This window comes from Pseudomonas sp. UBA6562 (assembly GCF_002434265.1).
In the GTDB taxonomy this organism is placed as follows: Bacteria; Pseudomonadota; Gammaproteobacteria; order Pseudomonadales; family Pseudomonadaceae; genus Aquipseudomonas.
Window position 1 is genome coordinate 979,636 of the sequence record NZ_DJJS01000006.1, and the last position, 15,185, is coordinate 994,820.

Below are 15,185 nucleotides of genomic sequence, written 5' to 3' on the forward strand. Positions count from 1 at the left end.
TTGATTGCCCTCATGAGCCTAGCGCCCCTCGTCCTGGTGGACGGTTCCTCCTACCTGTACCGCGCGTTCCATGCGCTGCCGCCACTGACCACCTCCAAGGGCATGCCCACCGGCGCGGTCAAGGGCGTGCTGAACATGCTCAAGAGCCTGCGCCGGCAATACCCCGACAGCCTCTTCGCCGTGGTCTTCGACGCCAAGGGCGGCACCTTCCGCGACGCCCTGTTCGCCGAATACAAAGCCAACCGTCCGAAAATGCCCGACGACCTGCGCGTGCAGGTCGAGCCGCTGCACGCCAGCGTGCGCGCCATGGGCTACCCATTGCTGTGCATCGAAGGCGTGGAGGCCGACGACGTCATCGGTACCCTGGCCCGCAGCAGCGCGGCGCAGGACCGCCCGGTGATCATCTCCACCGGCGACAAGGACATGGCGCAACTGGTCGACGGCCACATCACCCTGGTCAACACCATGACCGGCAGCGTGCTGGACGTCGCCGGCGTGCACGAGAAGTTCGGCGTGGGCCCGGAGCACATCATCGACTTCCTGGCGCTGATGGGCGACAAGGTCGACAACATTCCAGGCGTGCCCGGTGTGGGCGAGAAGACCGCCGTAGGCCTGTTGACCGGCATCGGCGGCGGCCTGAGCGAGGTCTACGCCAACCTCGACAAGGTCGCCGGGCTGTCGATCCGCGGCGCCAAGACCCTGGCCGGCAAGCTCGAAGAGCACCGCGACGCGGCGTTCATGTCCTACGAACTGGCCACGATCAAGATCGACGTGCCGCTGGACATCGAAGTCGAGGCGCTGGTGTGCGCCGAGCCCGACCATGAAAGCCTGATCGCGCTGTACACCGAGATGGAGTTCAAGAGCTGGATCGCCGACCTGCAACGCGACGCGGCCAGGGCCGGCGCGGCGGTGGCGCCGGCCAAGGCGCCGGTGGAGAAGGTCGAGGCCAGGTACGAGGTCATCCTCGACCAGGCGCGCTTCGAGCACTGGCTGGAGCGGCTGAACAAGGCCGCGCTGTTCGCCTTCGACACCGAGACCACCAGCCTCGACGCGCAGCAGGCGCAACTGGTCGGCCTGTCGTTCGCCATCGAACCGTACGAAGCGATCTACATCCCGCTGATGCACGACTACGAAGGCGCACCGGCGCAGCTCGACCGCGACACCGTATTGCTGGCGCTCAAACCGTTGCTGGAAAACCCGGCCAAGGGCAAGGTGGGGCAGAACGCCAAGTACGACATCAACATCCTGGCCAACTGCGCCATCGGTGGCGACCCGGACAACGGCATCGAAGTGCGCGGGGTGGCCTACGACACCCTGCTCGAATCCTACGTGTACAACTCCACCGCCACCCGCCACGACATGGACAGCCTGGCCCAGCGCTACCTGGAACACACCACCATCACCTTCGAAGACATCGCCGGGCGCGGCGCGAAGAAGCTCACCTTCAACCAGATTCCGTTGGAGAAGGCCGGCCCCTATGCCGCCGAAGACGCCGACATCACCCTGCGCCTGCACCACGCCCTGCAAGCCCTGTTGGCGCAGACTCCCAGCGTGCAGCCGGTGCTGATGGACATCGAGATGCCGCTGGTGCCGGTGCTGGCCAAGATCGAACGCCAGGGTGCGTTGATCGACCCCGACCTGCTGCACGTGCAGAGCGGCGAACTGGGTACCAAGATGGCCGAGCTGGAGAAGCGCGCCTACGAGCTGGCCGGCGAGGAGTTCAACCTCGGCTCGCCCAAGCAGTTGGGCATGATCCTGTACGACAAGCTGGGCATGCCGGTGCTGAACAAGACCTCCAAGGGCCAGGCCTCCACCGCCGAAGCAGTGTTGGCCGAACTGGCCGAGATGCAGTACCCGCTGCCCGAAGTGCTGATGCAATACCGCACCATGAGCAAGCTCAAGAGCACCTACACCGACAAGCTGCCCGAGCAGATCAACCCGCGCACCGGGCGCATCCACACCTCCTACCAACAGGCCGTGGCGGCGACCGGGCGCTTGTCGTCCAGCGATCCGAACCTGCAGAACATCCCCATCCGCACCGCCGAAGGCCGGCGCATCCGCCAGGCGTTCGTCGCCCGGCCCGGCTACACGCTGCTGGCCGCGGACTATTCGCAGATCGAGTTGCGCATCATGGCCCACCTGGCCAAGGACGAAGGCCTGCTGCACGCCTTCCGCAACGACCTGGACGTGCACCGCGCCACCGCTGCCGAAGTGTTCGGCGTCGAGCTGGAGGCGGTCAGCAACGACCAGCGGCGCAGCGCTAAGGCGATCAACTTCGGTTTGATCTACGGCATGAGCGCGTTCGGCCTGGCGCGGCAGATCGGCGTCGACCGCAAGCAGTCGCAGGACTACATCGACCGCTACTTCGCCCGCTACCCAGGCGTGCTGGCCTACATGGAACGCACCCGCACCCAGGCCGCCGAGCAAGGCTTCGTGGAAACCCTGTTCGGCCGCCGCCTGTACCTGCCCGACATCAACGCGAAGAACCCGGCGCTGCGCCGCGGGGCCGAGCGCACCGCGATCAACGCGCCGATGCAGGGCACGGCCGCCGACATCATCAAGCGGGCGATGGTCACGGTCGACGCCTGGCTGACCGAGAGTCGGCTGGACGCGCGGGTGATCCTGCAGGTGCACGACGAATTAGTGCTGGAGGTGCGCGAAGACCTGGTCGACGAAGTGTCCGAGCAGATCCGCCTGCACATGAGCGGGGCCGCGCAGCTCGACGTGCCGCTGCTGGTCGAAGTGGGCGTGGGCGCGAACTGGGACGAGGCGCACTGATGGGGAGGGCCTGCGTTTTGCAGGCCTGCTTTCAAGCTCGTGCATGGAAACGTGGGAAATTGTTCGAACGACCGAGGAACTAAATCGGTGAAACGCGGCTCAGATGCACTGAATGGCTGAACAAGCCGTTCGATGCTCCTATGTTGTGTTAAGTGTTGGCAGATATCCGGACCCCGCCCTAGCGGTCCGGGCTTGGACCCCGAACTTCCCCCTCCCCCTATGAAGTCCGGGGTTTTTTTTGCCTGCGATTCGGCATTGGGGGCACGCCGGGCGCCTCGATGGCGCCCGATCACGGCCTTATTCGGCGACCTTGTCTTCCAGTTCCATCCACCCGGCCAGCACGCCGTAGGCTTCTTCCAGACCCTGGCGCTTGGGTGCCGAGAACAGCTGGATGGTCACACCCTCGCCCCAGCCCTTGCGGATTTCCGACTGGACCTTGAGCAGCGTGTTCTTAGCCGCGCCGAAGGTGAGCTTGTCGGCTTTGGTCAGCAGGATGTGCATGGGCATGCCGCTGGCGCGCGACCAGTCGAGCATCATCTTGTCGAAGTCGGTCATGGGATGGCGCACGTCCATCATCAGGATCACGCCGCGCAGGCATTCGCGTCCGCCCAGATAGGCTTCGAGGTGGCGTTGCCAGTGCTGTTTGAGCGGAATCGGCACCTTGGCGTAGCCGTAACCGGGCAGGTCGACCAGACGGCGTTCGTCGTCCAGGGCGAAGAAGTTCAGCAACTGGGTGCGGCCCGGGGTTTTCGAGGTGCGCGCCAGGCTGGCGTGGGTCAGGGTGTTGAGGGCGCTGGACTTGCCGGCGTTGGAGCGGCCGGCGAAGGCCACTTCGTAACCCTGGTCGGTCGGGCACTGGTCGACCTTGGCGGCGCTCAAGGCGAAGGTGGCTTTCTGGCACAGGCCGAGGATGGGGTTCTTGACGTGCATGGGATATCCGATGTGGGTGTTGCCGGGCCAGGCGTTGCGGCCCCTGCGGCAAGCGGTGTCGTTTCCGTTTGGCGGGCGGAAGTATATAATGCCCCAGTTTTTGTGTGCGCATTATCCCAGCGTAGGGTGATGCGCAGGGGGCGCCGAACAACAGCTAGCGCGTCAGAACGCAGCCGGTCCCCAATCCTGAAGGTCATCGCATACGATGAAATGGCGACGGGTCACCCGTCCATGCCATCGCTTTCGGCGCTCAGGCTACACAGGGTCCTACGGCGTTGTACAACCGCACGTGTGCGGTACGCACGCCAAGCAGGCTCGCCGGCACCCGAAAGGGTTGCCAGGCTGGCTGGGAACCTAGGCCGACGCGGGATACGTGGACGTTGGTGATGCAGCTCACCCAGGGTTTCAAGGCTATGCCGCGCGTGGATTGTGCACGGACTGCAGTACCGAGGACTACCGATTGGTCATCCTCCGGATGATCGGCAGTCCCGATACCTGACATTTCACCCTTAGCCGTGTTGGATGAGCTGATGAACAAACTATTCGCGAGTCTGCTGTTGACCCTGGGCGTCACCGGTGCAGCCGGTGCTGCGCAACCGATCACCGGCGATGCCGCCGCAGGCCAGGCCAAGACCGCCCTCTGCGGCGCCTGCCACAACCCCGATGGCAACAGCCTGGCGCCCAACTTTCCGAAACTGGCCGGCCAGGGCCAGCGCTACCTGGAAAAACAGCTGCACGACATCAAGAGCGGCAAGCGCCCGGTGCTGGAAATGACCGGCATGCTCGAAGGCTTCGACGACCAGGACCTGGCCGATATCGCCGCCTACTTCGCCAGCCAGAAGGGCTCGGTGGGCGCCGCCGATCCCAAGTTGGTGGAACGCGGCCGCGCACTGTTCAACGGCGGCGACCTGGACAAGGGCATGCCCGCCTGCACCGGCTGCCATTCGCCCGACGGCGCGGGCCTGGCCCTGGCCGGCTTCCCGCACCTGAGCGGGCAGCATGCGCAGTACGTGAGCAAGCAGCTCACCGACTTCCGCGAGGGCAACCGCACCAACGACGGCGACGCCATGACCATGCGCACGATCGCCAGCAAGCTCAGCAACAAGGACATCGAGGCCATTTCCAGCTACATCCAAGGGCTGCATTAACGTTGGGTTAATGCACGGCAGCGAGCATCCGCAGGTTCGGCCTCGTCCGGCGGAGGGGGCACCGACCCTTTTTCCGCGCGCTGCCGGTACACTACAGAACTCGCCCCGTCCCGGCCTGTCACAGCACGGTCGGCTATGAGGCGACCCATGACTGCCCAGGAGTGAAGCATGCGTAAACTGATTCTCAGCGCCACGCTGGTCGCCGCCAGCGTATTCGGTATGGCCAGCGTCCAGGCCGCGGAACCTGCCAAGGCAGGCGAGCAATACATCGAGCTGAGCAACCCCGTTCCCGTTTCCCAGCCTGGCAAGATCGAAGTGGTCGAGCTGTTCTGGTACGGCTGCCCGCACTGCTACCACTTCGAGCCGACCCTCAATCCTTGGGTCGAGAAACTCCCCGAAGACGTCAGCTTCAAGCGCGTGCCGGCCATGTTCGGCGGCCCTTGGGACGCCCACGGCCAGCTGTTCCTGACCCTCGAAGCCATGGGCGTGGAGCACAAGGTGCACGCGGCCGTGTTCGATGCCATCCAGAACCAGCACAAGCGCCTGACCGATCCGAAGGACATGGCCGAGTTCGTGGCCACCCAGGGTGTCGACAAGGACAAGTTCCTCGCCACCTTCAACTCGTTCGCCATCAAGGGCCAGGTCAACCAGGCCAAGGAATTGGCGAAGAAGTATGAGATCACCGGCGTACCGAGCATGGTCGTCGATGGCAAGTACCGCTTCGACCTGGGCACCGCCGGCGGTCCGGAAGGCGTGCTGAACGTGGCCGACCAGCTGATCGCCAAGGAGCGCGCCGCCAAGTAGGTGGCGACGCCATGCGCCGCACCAGCCCTCTGCGCGGTATCGGCCTGCATCAGCCGCAGGTCAACGAGCACCACGTGCAGGCCACCGGCCTGCCGGCGGATGGTCGCCTGCGGCTGCTCAGCTTCAACATCCAGGTGGGCATCAGCACCGAGCGCTATCGGCACTACCTGACCCGCAGCTGGCAACATCTGCTGCCGCACACCGGGCGCGCCGGCAACTTGCAGAAGATCGGCCAGCTGCTGGCCGATTTCGACCTGGTGGCTTTGCAGGAAGTCGACGGCGGCAGCCTGCGCTCGGGCTACGTCAATCAAGTGGAACACCTGGCACAGCTGGGCGCCTTCCCCTACTGGTACCAGCAGCTCAACCGCAACCTGGGGCGTTTCGCCCAGCACAGCAACGGCGTGCTCAGCCGGCTCAAGCCGCAGCAACTCGAAGACCACCCCCTGCCCGGGCCTTCCGGGCGCGGTGCGATCCTGGTGCGTTTCGGCGAGGGCGAAGACGCCTTGATCGTGGTGATGATGCACCTCGCCCTTGGCGCCAAGACCCGCGCCCGGCAACTGGCCTACGTGCGCGATCTGATCGGTGGCTATCGGCACCAGGTGCTGATGGGCGACATGAACACCCATGCCTGCGACTTGCTCGAGCATTCGCCCCTGCGCGACCTCGGTCTGGTCGCGCCACAGCTCGGAGCCACTTTTCCCAGCTGGCGTCCGCAGCGCTGCCTGGACCACATCCTGCTCAGCCCTTCGCTGACCCTGGAGCGTGTCGAGGTGCTGGCCCAGCCCATCTCCGACCACCTGCCGGTGGCCGTGGAGATTCGATTGCCCGACGCCCTGACTGTGGATAACCTGCCGGCTTTGAGTTAGCAGGCCACGCGCCTCCCGCCACCCTTCCCTCGCGGACCTTGGGCATGACAGACGACGCCGAGCGTTGGAAAGAGAAGTACTTCAAGAGCCTCGAGCAGCAGGAGAAGCTCGAGCGTCGCTGGGATGCCCGTCTCGACCTGTTGCGCCGAGGGCTGGTGCGCAGCTCGCTCGCCGCCGAAGGCAGCGACCAGGCGGTGGACCAGTGCATGAAGGAAATGCGCGAAGTCATCCGCAGCGACAGCATGGACGGCGGCCTGGCCGCGCTCATTCCGCGCCTCGAAAAAGCCGTGCTCGACTCCGAACACCGCCGCGAAACGCGGATGAACCAGGTGCGCGAGGCGCTGACCTCACTGGTGCAACAGCTGCAAAGCCTGCCGTTGCCGGGCGAACAGCTGCGGGCCCTGAAAAAGCTCAGCAAGAAGCTCGATGGCGGGGTCAGCCAATCCCGTGAGCTGCCGCCGTTGCTGGGCGAGCTCAGCGGTTTGCAGGAGCGCGCCTTGGCCTCGCTGCACAGACAGGCGGACGAAGCGCGTCCGGGCTTTTTGCAGCGGTTGTTCGGCACGCGCGACGCCGAACCGGCGGCGTCGGAGCCTGAACAGTCGAGCGTGGCGCAAGCGGCGGCGGCCGCGCCAGCGGTTGGCGAAGCTGGCGCACCTCTGGCGCCCGTGCCTCCGGCTGCCCTCGAAGCCGCCGTGCCGGCACCTGAAGGGCCCGCCGTTGCGTCACCCGACCCGGAAACGCCCGCTGCCCTACCTGTCTCGGCTATGCCCGAGCCGGTGCCGGCCGCTGCCGTCACGGTAGCCTCGCCCATCAGCGCGCCGGCGAGCGCCGAGCAAGCCGAGGCGCCGATTGCCCAACCCTCCGGTTCGGAACCGCTCGATGCGGATGCCGCTGCGCCGGCACCTGGCGTACCAGAGGGCGCCCCAGTGCCCCAGACCGACGAGCAAGCGCCCGTCGCCACACCTCCGCCCGCCGATGCCGCGAGCGACGATCCATCCTCCTTGGCGGCCGCATCGCTCACTGCGTCGGCCGATGGGGAAGGTGCTGGCAAGGCCAGCCAGCCCGTAACGGATTTCGGACCGGCGCTCACCACCGTTACAACGCCACCGGTAGTGTCCAGCCCTACCGTCGAGCCACTGCCGTCCGGTGTCGAGCCCATACCGGCACCTGCGCAGGCCATTGCGCTGGCGCCCTTGACCGACACCTTCACCGACGCAAGCGGCGAAGACGGCCCCTATGCCCTGCCCCATGCCGTCGAGCCGCCCTACAGCCAGGTCGCCGCACACATCGAGCACACCCTGCTCGGTCTGCTCGACGACCTGAGCCTGCCGGAGCGCTACAAGGACCAGGCCCTGGCCATGCGCGAGCGGGTCGCCCGAGGCTTGAACTGGTACGAACTGATCCCGATCCTCGACGACCTCGCCGTGTTGATGCTGGCGGTCAACGACAGCGGCCAGCACGAGTTCGAAGCCTACCTGCAAGCGCTCAACGCCCGCTTGGAGGCCTTCCATGCCCACCTGCGCGACGCCAGCGCCGGGCATGCCGACCACCAGACGGCCGCGCGCCAGCTCGACAGCCAGTTGCGCGAACAGGTCGACGGTCTGCAGCACAGCGTGCAGGGCGCCCAGGACCTCGCCAGCCTCAAACAGGTGCTCGACAGCCGGCTAGAAGGCCTGCTCGGCACCCTCGACCAGCATCGGCAGGCCCGCGACCACCGCGAGCAGGACCTGGCCGAACGCCTGCAAGGCTTGGCCGCGCGCGTGGCGAGCATGGAGCAGGAAGCCCTCGGCTATCGCGAGCACCTCGAAGAGCAACGCCAGAAAGCCCTGGTCGACCCGCTCACCGGCCTGCCCAACCGCGCCGCCTGGAGCGAGCGCTTGACCCAGGAGATGCAAGCCTGGCAGACCCAGGGTGGCCACCTGTCGATGGCCATCCTCGACCTCGACCATTTCAAGCGCATCAACGACGGCTACGGCCATCTGGCCGGCGACAAGGTGCTGAAACTGGTGGCCAACGTGCTGCGCAAGCGCCTGCGTGGAAGCGACTTCATGGCCCGTTTCGGTGGCGAGGAATTCGTCCTGCTGATGCCGCAGACCCCGCTGGAGCAAGCTACCCGGCAACTGGAAAGCCTGCGTGCGGCGGTCGAAGCCTGCCCGTTCCACTTCAAGGGCGAGCCGGTCACCATCACCACGTCGATCGGTTGCAGCGTGTTCCGCTCGGGGGAGTCGGGCGAAGCGGTGCTGGGCCGCGCCGACAAGGCGCTGTACCGGGCCAAGGCGCAAGGCCGCAACCGCGTGGAACAAGGCTGAGCGACGCGCAGGCTTGCGCTATGCTAGTGCGCCCTGACCTCTGCAGACCTACGCCAAGCCATGAAAGCCCTGTTCACCTCCCTGCTGCTCCTGCTGCTGGCCGGTTGCTCCACCGGCCTGCGCATCGACCGCGACCACGTCTCGGCGAACCAGGACAACCGTATCCAATTCGTCGTCCTGCACTACACCAACGCGTCCCTGGAGCGCTCGCTGGCGCTGCTGACCCACGGCGAAGTCAGCAGCCACTACCTGATCGGCGACGGCCCGGCCACGGTCTACCAGCTGGTCGACGAAAGCCGCCGCGCCTGGCACGCCGGCGACAGCCAGTGGGACGGCCGCACCTGGCTCAACTCCACTTCCATCGGCATCGAGATCGTCAACCCGGGTTTCACCGACACGCCCCAGGGCCGCGTCTGGCACCCCTACAGCGAAGCGCAGATCCAGTCGCTGATCGCACTGCTCAAGGACATCGTCAAGCGCAATGGCATCCAGCCGCGCTACATCGTCGGGCATAGCGACATCGCGCCGTTGCGCAAACAGGATCCGGGGCCGCTGTTCCCCTGGAAGCGCCTGGCCGACGCCGGCCTCGGCGTCTGGCCCAACGCCAATGCGGTAGCCCAGCAGCAGGCCTGGTTCGCCAGCAACCCGCCATCGATCGTCTGGTATCAGCAGCAACTGGCCCGCTTCGGCTATGCCGTGTCGCAGACCGGCGAGCTGGACGAGGCCACCCGCCACGTGCTGGCCGCCTTCCAGATGCGCTTCCGTCCGCAACGCTTCGACGGCCAGCCCGACGCGCAGACCGCCGCCATGCTGCAGGTGCTCAACCGCATGCGCTGAGGTGCGATGTTGCGAGGATGAGGTGCAAGGGCCTATGCCTACCCGCTCAGCGGGTTCATCGGCCTAGTCGCCCGTGTCGGCGGTTGGGTTGGGTCAGGGTCGAACGAGGGGGTCATAGGTGGGGCCCCTTGCGGCCCCACCCTTCACTTCAGACCGGCAATGCCATATAGAACTGGGTGCCCTGGCCGGGCCGCGAAAACACGCCCATGCGCCCGCCGTGCAACTGCACGATTTCCTTGCACAGGGCCAGGCCCAGGCCTGCGCCACCTTTCTTGCGCCCCACCTGCACGAACGGCTCGAAGATCCGTCCTTGCTGGCCATAGGCGATGCCCTCGCCGCTGTCCTCGACGCTGATGATCACCCGCTCGGCATGCCGCCGCGCGTGCAGGCGAATGTGCCCATCGCTCGGGGTGTGGCGGATGGCGTTGTGCAGCAGGTTGTCCAGCACCCGGTCGAGCTGGCCGACGTCGGCCTGGATGCGCGGCAACGGCAGCTCCATGTCGATCACCAGTTCGATGCGCTTCTCGCTGGCCGACGCCGCGAAACGCTCGTGCGCGCGCGCTAGCAGGGTTTCGACGTCGCACGGCGCCACGTCCAGCTTCTGCAAGCCGTTCTGGTAGCGGGAGAAATTCAACAGGTCGTTGATCAGTTGGGTCAGGCGCTGCATTTCTTCGCCGATGGTGTCGAGCAGATCGCTCTCGCGGGTATTGGCAGGGAACTTGATGCGTTCGCGGAACAGGCCGAAGGCCATGTGCATGCCGGTGATCGGCGTGCGCAGCTCATGGGAGGCACGCAGCACGAACTCGCTGCGCACCCGTTCGAAGGCGCGCTGCTCGGTCACGTCGCGCAGCACCATGACCGCACCAAGAATCGGTCCTTGCGGGTGGCTGACCGGGGTCAGGCTGTAGCTGAGCAGGCGCGTGTCTTCGTCGACCTCGAAACTCAGGTCGTCAGGCGGCCGGTCCAGGTTGCCGCCACGCAGCACCTGGCGCAGTTGCTGTTGCAGCTCGGGGCGCTCCAGCGCCTCTTCCAGCGGGGTGCCGATACGGCTGCTGTCCCAACCCAGCTGGCGTTGGGCGACGGGGTTGAGGTGCGCCAGGCAGCCCTGCGGGTCGATGATCAGCAAGCCGTCGTCGATGCTGTCGAGCACCGCCTGCAAGCGTTGCTGGCCGGCCAGCAGTTCGTCGATGTTGGTGGCCTGGTGCTTGCGCAGGGCATCGGCCATGAGGCCGAAGCGGCGGGTCAACTGGTGCATCTCGCTGCCCTGGGCGATCGGCAGGGTCACATCGAAATTGCCGCGCCCGACCTGATCGGCCGCGCGCGCCAGGGCCTCGATGGGCAAGCCGAAGCGCCGGGCGATGCTGTGCGCCGTAATGAACCCCAGCACCAGCACGGCCAGGCCCATCAGGCCCAGCACGCCACCGACCAACCAGGCCTGGTCGTGGTTGCGCTCTTCGCTGCGGTCGATTTCGTCCAGGGCCTTGTTGCTGGACGCGATCAGGCTGCGCCGCACGCCGTCGAAGGCCATGCCCAACGGCTGTTCCAGCCCCATCTCACGCGATGGCGTGGTGCTCTGCCGGTAGGCCTCGATAAAGCTCAGGTAGCTACTGCGGATCTGCTCCAGGCCGCTGCGCTCGCCGCCTTCCTGTAAACCCTGGTCCACCAGCTGCTGGAATTGCGTTTGCAGGTCGCCAAGGCTTTCCCGGTTGGGCGATTCGTCGAGGATCTGGCTCAACTGCTCGCCCAGGTTCTGCCGCAGTTTCACGCCCAGCTCCAGGACATGGCGGGTGTCGCTCAGCAGGCGCTCCTGCACCGAGGCCATCTGCACCACGCTCACCAGCCCCAGAAACAGGCCCAGCAGCGCCACGGTGATCAGCGCCGAGATGCTGAGGAACATCCGTGTGCGCAACTTCATGGTCCACTTCACAGGTTGTACTGCTTGCGCTTGCGGTACAGCGTCGAGGCATCGATGCCCAGGGTCTTGGCTGCCTGATCGAGGGTATCGCTGGTAGCCAGCACCGCGCCGATGTGCGCCCGCTCCAGCTCGTCCAGGCTCAAGGCGGCGCCCACGCGCGGTGCGTTGCCCGTGGGCTGCTCGCCCATCCCCAGGTGGCTGACCTCGACCCGCTCCTGCGGGCAGATGATGCTGGCGCGCTCGATGACGTTGCGCAGCTCGCGGATGTTGCCCGGCCAGCGGTAGTTGAGCAGCGCCGCGCGGGCTTCGTCGGAGAAGCCGCGGGCCGGGCGCGAGTAGTCCTTGACGAAGCGCGCCAGGAAGCGCTCGGCCAGGGTCAGGATGTCTTCGCTGCGTTCGCGCAGCGGCGGCAGGTGCAGGGTGATGACGTTCAGGCGGTACAGCAGGTCTTCGCGGAAGCGCCCTTCGCGCACCATCTCTTCGAGGTTGAGGTTGGTCGCGGCCAGAATGCGCACATCGGCGCGGCGGGTGACCGGGTCGCCTACGCGTTCGTATTCCTTGTCCTGGATGAACCGCAGCAGCTTGGGTTGCAGGGTCAGCGGGAAGTCGCCGATCTCGTCGAGGAACAAGGTGCCGCCGTCGGCCTGGTTGACCCGGCCCAGCGTGCTCTCGCTGGCGCCGGTGAACGCGCCGCGGCTGTGGCCGAACAGTTCGCTTTCCATCAGTTCTGCGGTCAACGATGGGCAGTTGATGGTCACGCACGACTTGCGCGCGCGCTTGCTCCAACCGTGGATGGCACGGGCCAGCTCGCCCTTGCCGGTGCCCGACTCGCCCAGGATGAGGATGTTGGCGTCGGTGATGGCCACCTGACGTGCGGTTTCCAACACCACCATCATGGCCGGGCTGTGCGAGTCGAGACCGTCTTTGGGCTTGCGCACCTCGCCTTCCAGCGCTTCCAGGCGCGCCGACAGCTGACGCACTTCCAGTTGTTTGGCAGTGGCCAGACGCAGTTGGTCAGGGCTACAGGGTTTGACCAGGTAATCGGCAGCGCCGGCCTGGATGGCATCGACGGCAGTGTCGATGGCCGAGTGGGCGGTGACGATCACCACGCGCATCCACGGCGCTTGGATACGCATCTGCGCCAGCACGTCCAAGCCGTTGTCTTCGCCTAGACGCAAGTCGAGGAAGCACAGGTCGAACACTTGGCGCTGCAATAAGGTTTCGGCCTGCGACGCGCTATTGGCGGTGGCGACGCTGTACCCCTCATCCTCAAGGCAGTAGCGGAAGGTACGCAGGATGGCGGATTCGTCGTCCACCAGCAGAATGCGGCCTTGGTTATCCGGGGCGGATTCCATGTTTCCTACGCTCCTTTGGGAATAGTCAGACTTAGTGTCGGAAATATAGGGCAAGTTGCATGGTCTTTTTCTGACGTATGCGGAGTTTGCAATGCTAGCCGGTTGCCCGTGTGTTGGCTAACTCATTGAAAAATTAAAGGTTTTCAACAGTTTCCACCGATGGCATGGCAGTTGCGCCATTCGCCGGTTCGAAAATATTTAGAAACGACAGGAGATTTACATGAAGCGCGCCCCTTTCGCCCTCCTCGCCATCGGCCTGCTGGCCAGCGCCACTGTATTCGCCGACCCCGTGCAAAACGCCCGGCTTGAAGGCAGCGTGCAGACGGCGCTGTCGCTCAACCGCGTGTTGAATCCTTTCAGCATTCAGGTCGCCATAGACGGAGAGCAGGCGCGCCTGACCGGCGAAGTCGAAAACGAGGTCGAGCGTGGCTTGGCTGAGCGCGTGGCATTGGCCACCAAGGGCATCGCCCAGGTCGACAATCAATTGAAGGTCAACCCGGAACTGGTCGAACACCCGCTCGAAGCCCGCGCCTATGCCCAACGCCTGGACGACGCGACCCTGGCGGCCATGGTCCGCGCGCGCCTGGTGTGGAGCCGAGTGACGGAAAAAGCGCCGATCGAAGTCGAAAGCCGTGACGGTGTAGTGACCTTGCGCGGTCGGGTGGCCAGCGCCGAGGCCAAGGAACTGGCCGGGGTGGTGGCCCGTACCACCGAAGGCGTGCACCTGGCCAACAACCTGGTCAGCCTCGACAGCGCCGCCATGGCCGAAGCGCGCAACGCTCCGGTCGATGCTTCCTCCGGGCCACAGCCCAGCGACAGTTGGATCATCGACAAGATCCAGAGCAGCTACCGCTTCAGCCGCAACCTCGACGGCGCGACCATCCGCGTAGTGAGCGAGGAAGGCATGGTGCGGTTGTCGGGCGATGTCGTCAGTCAGGCACTGAAGACCGTAGCGGTCGATATCGCCCGGCAAATCGTCGGTGTGCGCGGTGTGGATGCCGACATGTTGAAGGTGGCGACCAAGGTCGAAGGCTGAGCCGTGCAGAATGCACGTGCAAAATGCACGACCCCCAGGGGGGTATCGTGCAGGATACATTCTCGGGAACTTTTCGGAAGTAGGTTAAGTTATTGATTTATAAGTAAATTATTTGTTTTCAAAAGCTGGCATGCAGGCTGCAATCATCTGGATACGTTCGAAAAGAAAAATTCAGCAGGAGCAGCCGGCATGACTCGCCAGACCACCCACACCAAGCAGACCGCCAACACCTTGCCCATGGGCAAGCTCCTGCTGCTCGGCGTCGCGCTGGTGCTGACGGTGGTCGCCGGCCAGTTCTACCACAGCGTGCAGACAGCCCGCCTGGCCGATCAGGTCGCCGCGCAAACCGCTTTGCTCGCCAAGATTCAGGCCACTCGCACCCAGTCGCTGGTACAGGCTGCCGAGACGCCGACCCAAGCACCGCAAGCCAAGGCTTCGCCTGCCACCATCGACACCGTAGTGCCTCAGGAACGTTGGGTCTTTTAAGGCCTGACTCACTGATCTCATAAAGACAGATAGGAGAATCACCATGCTGAGTTGGGCCATTACCTTCCTGATCATCGCCATCATTGCCGGTTACTTCGGTTTCGTAGCAGTCGCTGGCGCCGCCACAGGTATCGCGAAGATCCTGTTCATCCTCTTCCTGGTGCTGTTCGTCGCTTCGTTCTTCTTCGGCCGGGGTCGTGGCCGTCCATGAACGCCCTGCTCAAGCGCACGCTGGCCGTTGCTCTGCTGATGGGTAGCGGCTCGGCCGCATTCGCGGCCAACGATGGCCAGGTGTACACGAATCAGCTGCTGGGCTCGGATGCCAAGTACCGCGAAGCTTGGCAGGATGCCATCGACGGTAAGGAGCGGTTGCCCGATTGGGTGATCAACCTGTCGGGCACCACGCAGCAACAGATGTCGGCCATGACTGAAGATGGTGACAAGTATCTGGTGGGTTCGCTTTGCGAAACCCAAGACACTTGTGCCTCGAAACGACTGGTCGCAGCGTTCAGCTGGGACAAGGAAGAGGCGTACGGCCTGCTGGTCGAAGGGCCTAAGGCCGTGTCGCCAAGCAACGAGGTCAACTACCGCTGGATCGGCAAGCCCGACGACGGCATGAAAGCTCTGTTGCGCGAACAGCTTTGAATAGGGAGGTAATCGCCGGCCCGCAGGCGGCGATTGCACGTTGTAATCAATTGGAAGCGGAACTTCCTTAACGTTT

The 15,185-nt window shown here is 65.1% G+C and carries 13 protein-coding genes; 10 read left to right on the top strand and 3 right to left on the bottom strand.

Annotated elements, in window-relative coordinates; all coding sequences use genetic code 11:
• The first annotated feature begins 12 nt into the window (after window positions 1-12).
• Window positions 13-2,778, top strand: coding sequence for a DNA polymerase I (polA, locus tag B4M43_RS11870; RefSeq protein ID WP_296267219.1), 2,766 nt, complete (start codon window positions 13-15; stop codon window positions 2,776-2,778).
• Between the two features lie 297 nt (window positions 2,779-3,075).
• Here polA and yihA read toward each other — a convergent pair whose 3' ends face one another.
• The gene (gene yihA / locus B4M43_RS11875) at window positions 3,076-3,708 is read right to left on the bottom strand and encodes a ribosome biogenesis GTP-binding protein YihA/YsxC (protein WP_296267221.1); all 633 of its coding nucleotides are present in this window, start codon (window positions 3,706-3,708) and stop codon (window positions 3,076-3,078) included.
• A 530-nt stretch (window positions 3,709-4,238) separates the two neighbouring features.
• Between yihA and B4M43_RS11885 the strand changes: the two genes are divergently transcribed.
• The 5 genes from B4M43_RS11885 to B4M43_RS11905 all read left to right on the top strand — a co-directional run bounded on the left by B4M43_RS11885 (window position 4,239) and on the right by B4M43_RS11905 (window position 9,672).
• A complete protein-coding gene (locus B4M43_RS11885; protein ID WP_296267223.1) occupies window positions 4,239-4,856 on the top strand; it encodes a c-type cytochrome in 618 nt (205 codons plus the stop codon).
• A gap of 168 nt (window positions 4,857-5,024) precedes the next feature.
• Window positions 5,025-5,660, top strand: a complete 636-nt coding sequence (gene dsbA, locus B4M43_RS11890; protein WP_296267224.1) for a thiol:disulfide interchange protein DsbA — start codon at window positions 5,025-5,027, stop codon at window positions 5,658-5,660.
• Window positions 5,661-5,671: 11 nt separating this feature from the next.
• On the top strand, window positions 5,672-6,526 hold the full coding sequence (locus tag B4M43_RS11895; protein WP_296267226.1) for an endonuclease/exonuclease/phosphatase family protein: 855 nt from the start codon (window positions 5,672-5,674) through the stop codon (window positions 6,524-6,526).
• Window positions 6,527-6,570: 44 nt separating this feature from the next.
• Window positions 6,571-8,835, top strand: a complete 2,265-nt coding sequence (locus B4M43_RS11900) for a diguanylate cyclase (RefSeq protein ID WP_296267228.1) — start codon at window positions 6,571-6,573, stop codon at window positions 8,833-8,835.
• Between the two features lie 60 nt (window positions 8,836-8,895).
• Entirely contained in the window at window positions 8,896-9,672 is a 777-nt protein-coding gene (locus tag B4M43_RS11905) for an N-acetylmuramoyl-L-alanine amidase (RefSeq protein ID WP_296267230.1), read from the top strand.
• A 148-nt stretch (window positions 9,673-9,820) separates the two neighbouring features.
• Here the strand turns inward: B4M43_RS11905 and B4M43_RS11910 are convergent, their stop codons facing one another.
• Window positions 9,821-11,599, bottom strand: coding sequence for a KinB sensor domain-containing domain (locus B4M43_RS11910; protein WP_296267231.1), 1,779 nt, complete (start codon window positions 11,597-11,599; stop codon window positions 9,821-9,823).
• Window positions 11,596-12,942, bottom strand: coding sequence for a sigma-54-dependent response regulator transcription factor AlgB (gene algB, locus B4M43_RS11915; RefSeq protein WP_296267233.1), 1,347 nt, complete (start codon window positions 12,940-12,942; stop codon window positions 11,596-11,598). The genes B4M43_RS11910 and algB overlap by 4 nt, the downstream gene beginning before the upstream one ends.
• A gap of 220 nt (window positions 12,943-13,162) precedes the next feature.
• Here algB and B4M43_RS11920 point away from each other — a divergent pair, with 220 nt between their 5' ends.
• The 4 genes from B4M43_RS11920 to B4M43_RS11935 all read left to right on the top strand — a co-directional run bounded on the left by B4M43_RS11920 (window position 13,163) and on the right by B4M43_RS11935 (window position 15,109).
• Window positions 13,163-13,978 carry a BON domain-containing protein gene (locus B4M43_RS11920; RefSeq protein WP_296267237.1) on the top strand — a complete coding sequence of 272 codons (816 nt, stop codon included), beginning with the start codon at window positions 13,163-13,165 and terminating at the stop codon, window positions 13,976-13,978.
• A 189-nt stretch (window positions 13,979-14,167) separates the two neighbouring features.
• Window positions 14,168-14,464, top strand: coding sequence for a hypothetical protein (locus B4M43_RS11925; RefSeq protein WP_296267238.1), 297 nt, complete (start codon window positions 14,168-14,170; stop codon window positions 14,462-14,464).
• Between the two features lie 43 nt (window positions 14,465-14,507).
• Window positions 14,508-14,675, top strand: coding sequence for a DUF1328 domain-containing protein (locus B4M43_RS11930; RefSeq protein ID WP_296267240.1), 168 nt, complete (start codon window positions 14,508-14,510; stop codon window positions 14,673-14,675).
• Complete coding sequence (locus B4M43_RS11935) at window positions 14,672-15,109, top strand: inhibitor of vertebrate lysozyme family protein (RefSeq protein WP_296267242.1); 438 nt, start codon at window positions 14,672-14,674, stop codon at window positions 15,107-15,109. The genes B4M43_RS11930 and B4M43_RS11935 overlap by 4 nt, the downstream gene beginning before the upstream one ends.
• The last annotated feature ends 76 nt before the right edge of the window (window positions 15,110-15,185 follow it).

What these genes read in the sequence shown, in the direction of transcription:
- polA (WP_296267219.1), top strand. Translation starts at nt 13, where the DNA reads ATGAGCCTAGCGCCCCTCGTCCTGGTGGACGGTTCCTCCTACCTGTAC.
- yihA (WP_296267221.1), bottom strand. Translation starts at nt 3,708, where the DNA reads ATGCACGTCAAGAACCCCATCCTCGGCCTGTGCCAGAAAGCCACCTTC.
- B4M43_RS11885 (WP_296267223.1), top strand. Translation starts at nt 4,239, where the DNA reads ATGAACAAACTATTCGCGAGTCTGCTGTTGACCCTGGGCGTCACCGGT.
- dsbA (WP_296267224.1), top strand. Translation starts at nt 5,025, where the DNA reads ATGCGTAAACTGATTCTCAGCGCCACGCTGGTCGCCGCCAGCGTATTC.
- B4M43_RS11895 (WP_296267226.1), top strand. Translation starts at nt 5,672, where the DNA reads ATGCGCCGCACCAGCCCTCTGCGCGGTATCGGCCTGCATCAGCCGCAG.
- B4M43_RS11900 (WP_296267228.1), top strand. Translation starts at nt 6,571, where the DNA reads ATGACAGACGACGCCGAGCGTTGGAAAGAGAAGTACTTCAAGAGCCTC.
- B4M43_RS11905 (WP_296267230.1), top strand. Translation starts at nt 8,896, where the DNA reads ATGAAAGCCCTGTTCACCTCCCTGCTGCTCCTGCTGCTGGCCGGTTGC.
- algB (WP_296267233.1), bottom strand. Translation starts at nt 12,942, where the DNA reads ATGGAATCCGCCCCGGATAACCAAGGCCGCATTCTGCTGGTGGACGAC.
- B4M43_RS11920 (WP_296267237.1), top strand. Translation starts at nt 13,163, where the DNA reads ATGAAGCGCGCCCCTTTCGCCCTCCTCGCCATCGGCCTGCTGGCCAGC.
- B4M43_RS11925 (WP_296267238.1), top strand. Translation starts at nt 14,168, where the DNA reads ATGACTCGCCAGACCACCCACACCAAGCAGACCGCCAACACCTTGCCC.
- B4M43_RS11930 (WP_296267240.1), top strand. Translation starts at nt 14,508, where the DNA reads ATGCTGAGTTGGGCCATTACCTTCCTGATCATCGCCATCATTGCCGGT.
- B4M43_RS11935 (WP_296267242.1), top strand. Translation starts at nt 14,672, where the DNA reads ATGAACGCCCTGCTCAAGCGCACGCTGGCCGTTGCTCTGCTGATGGGT.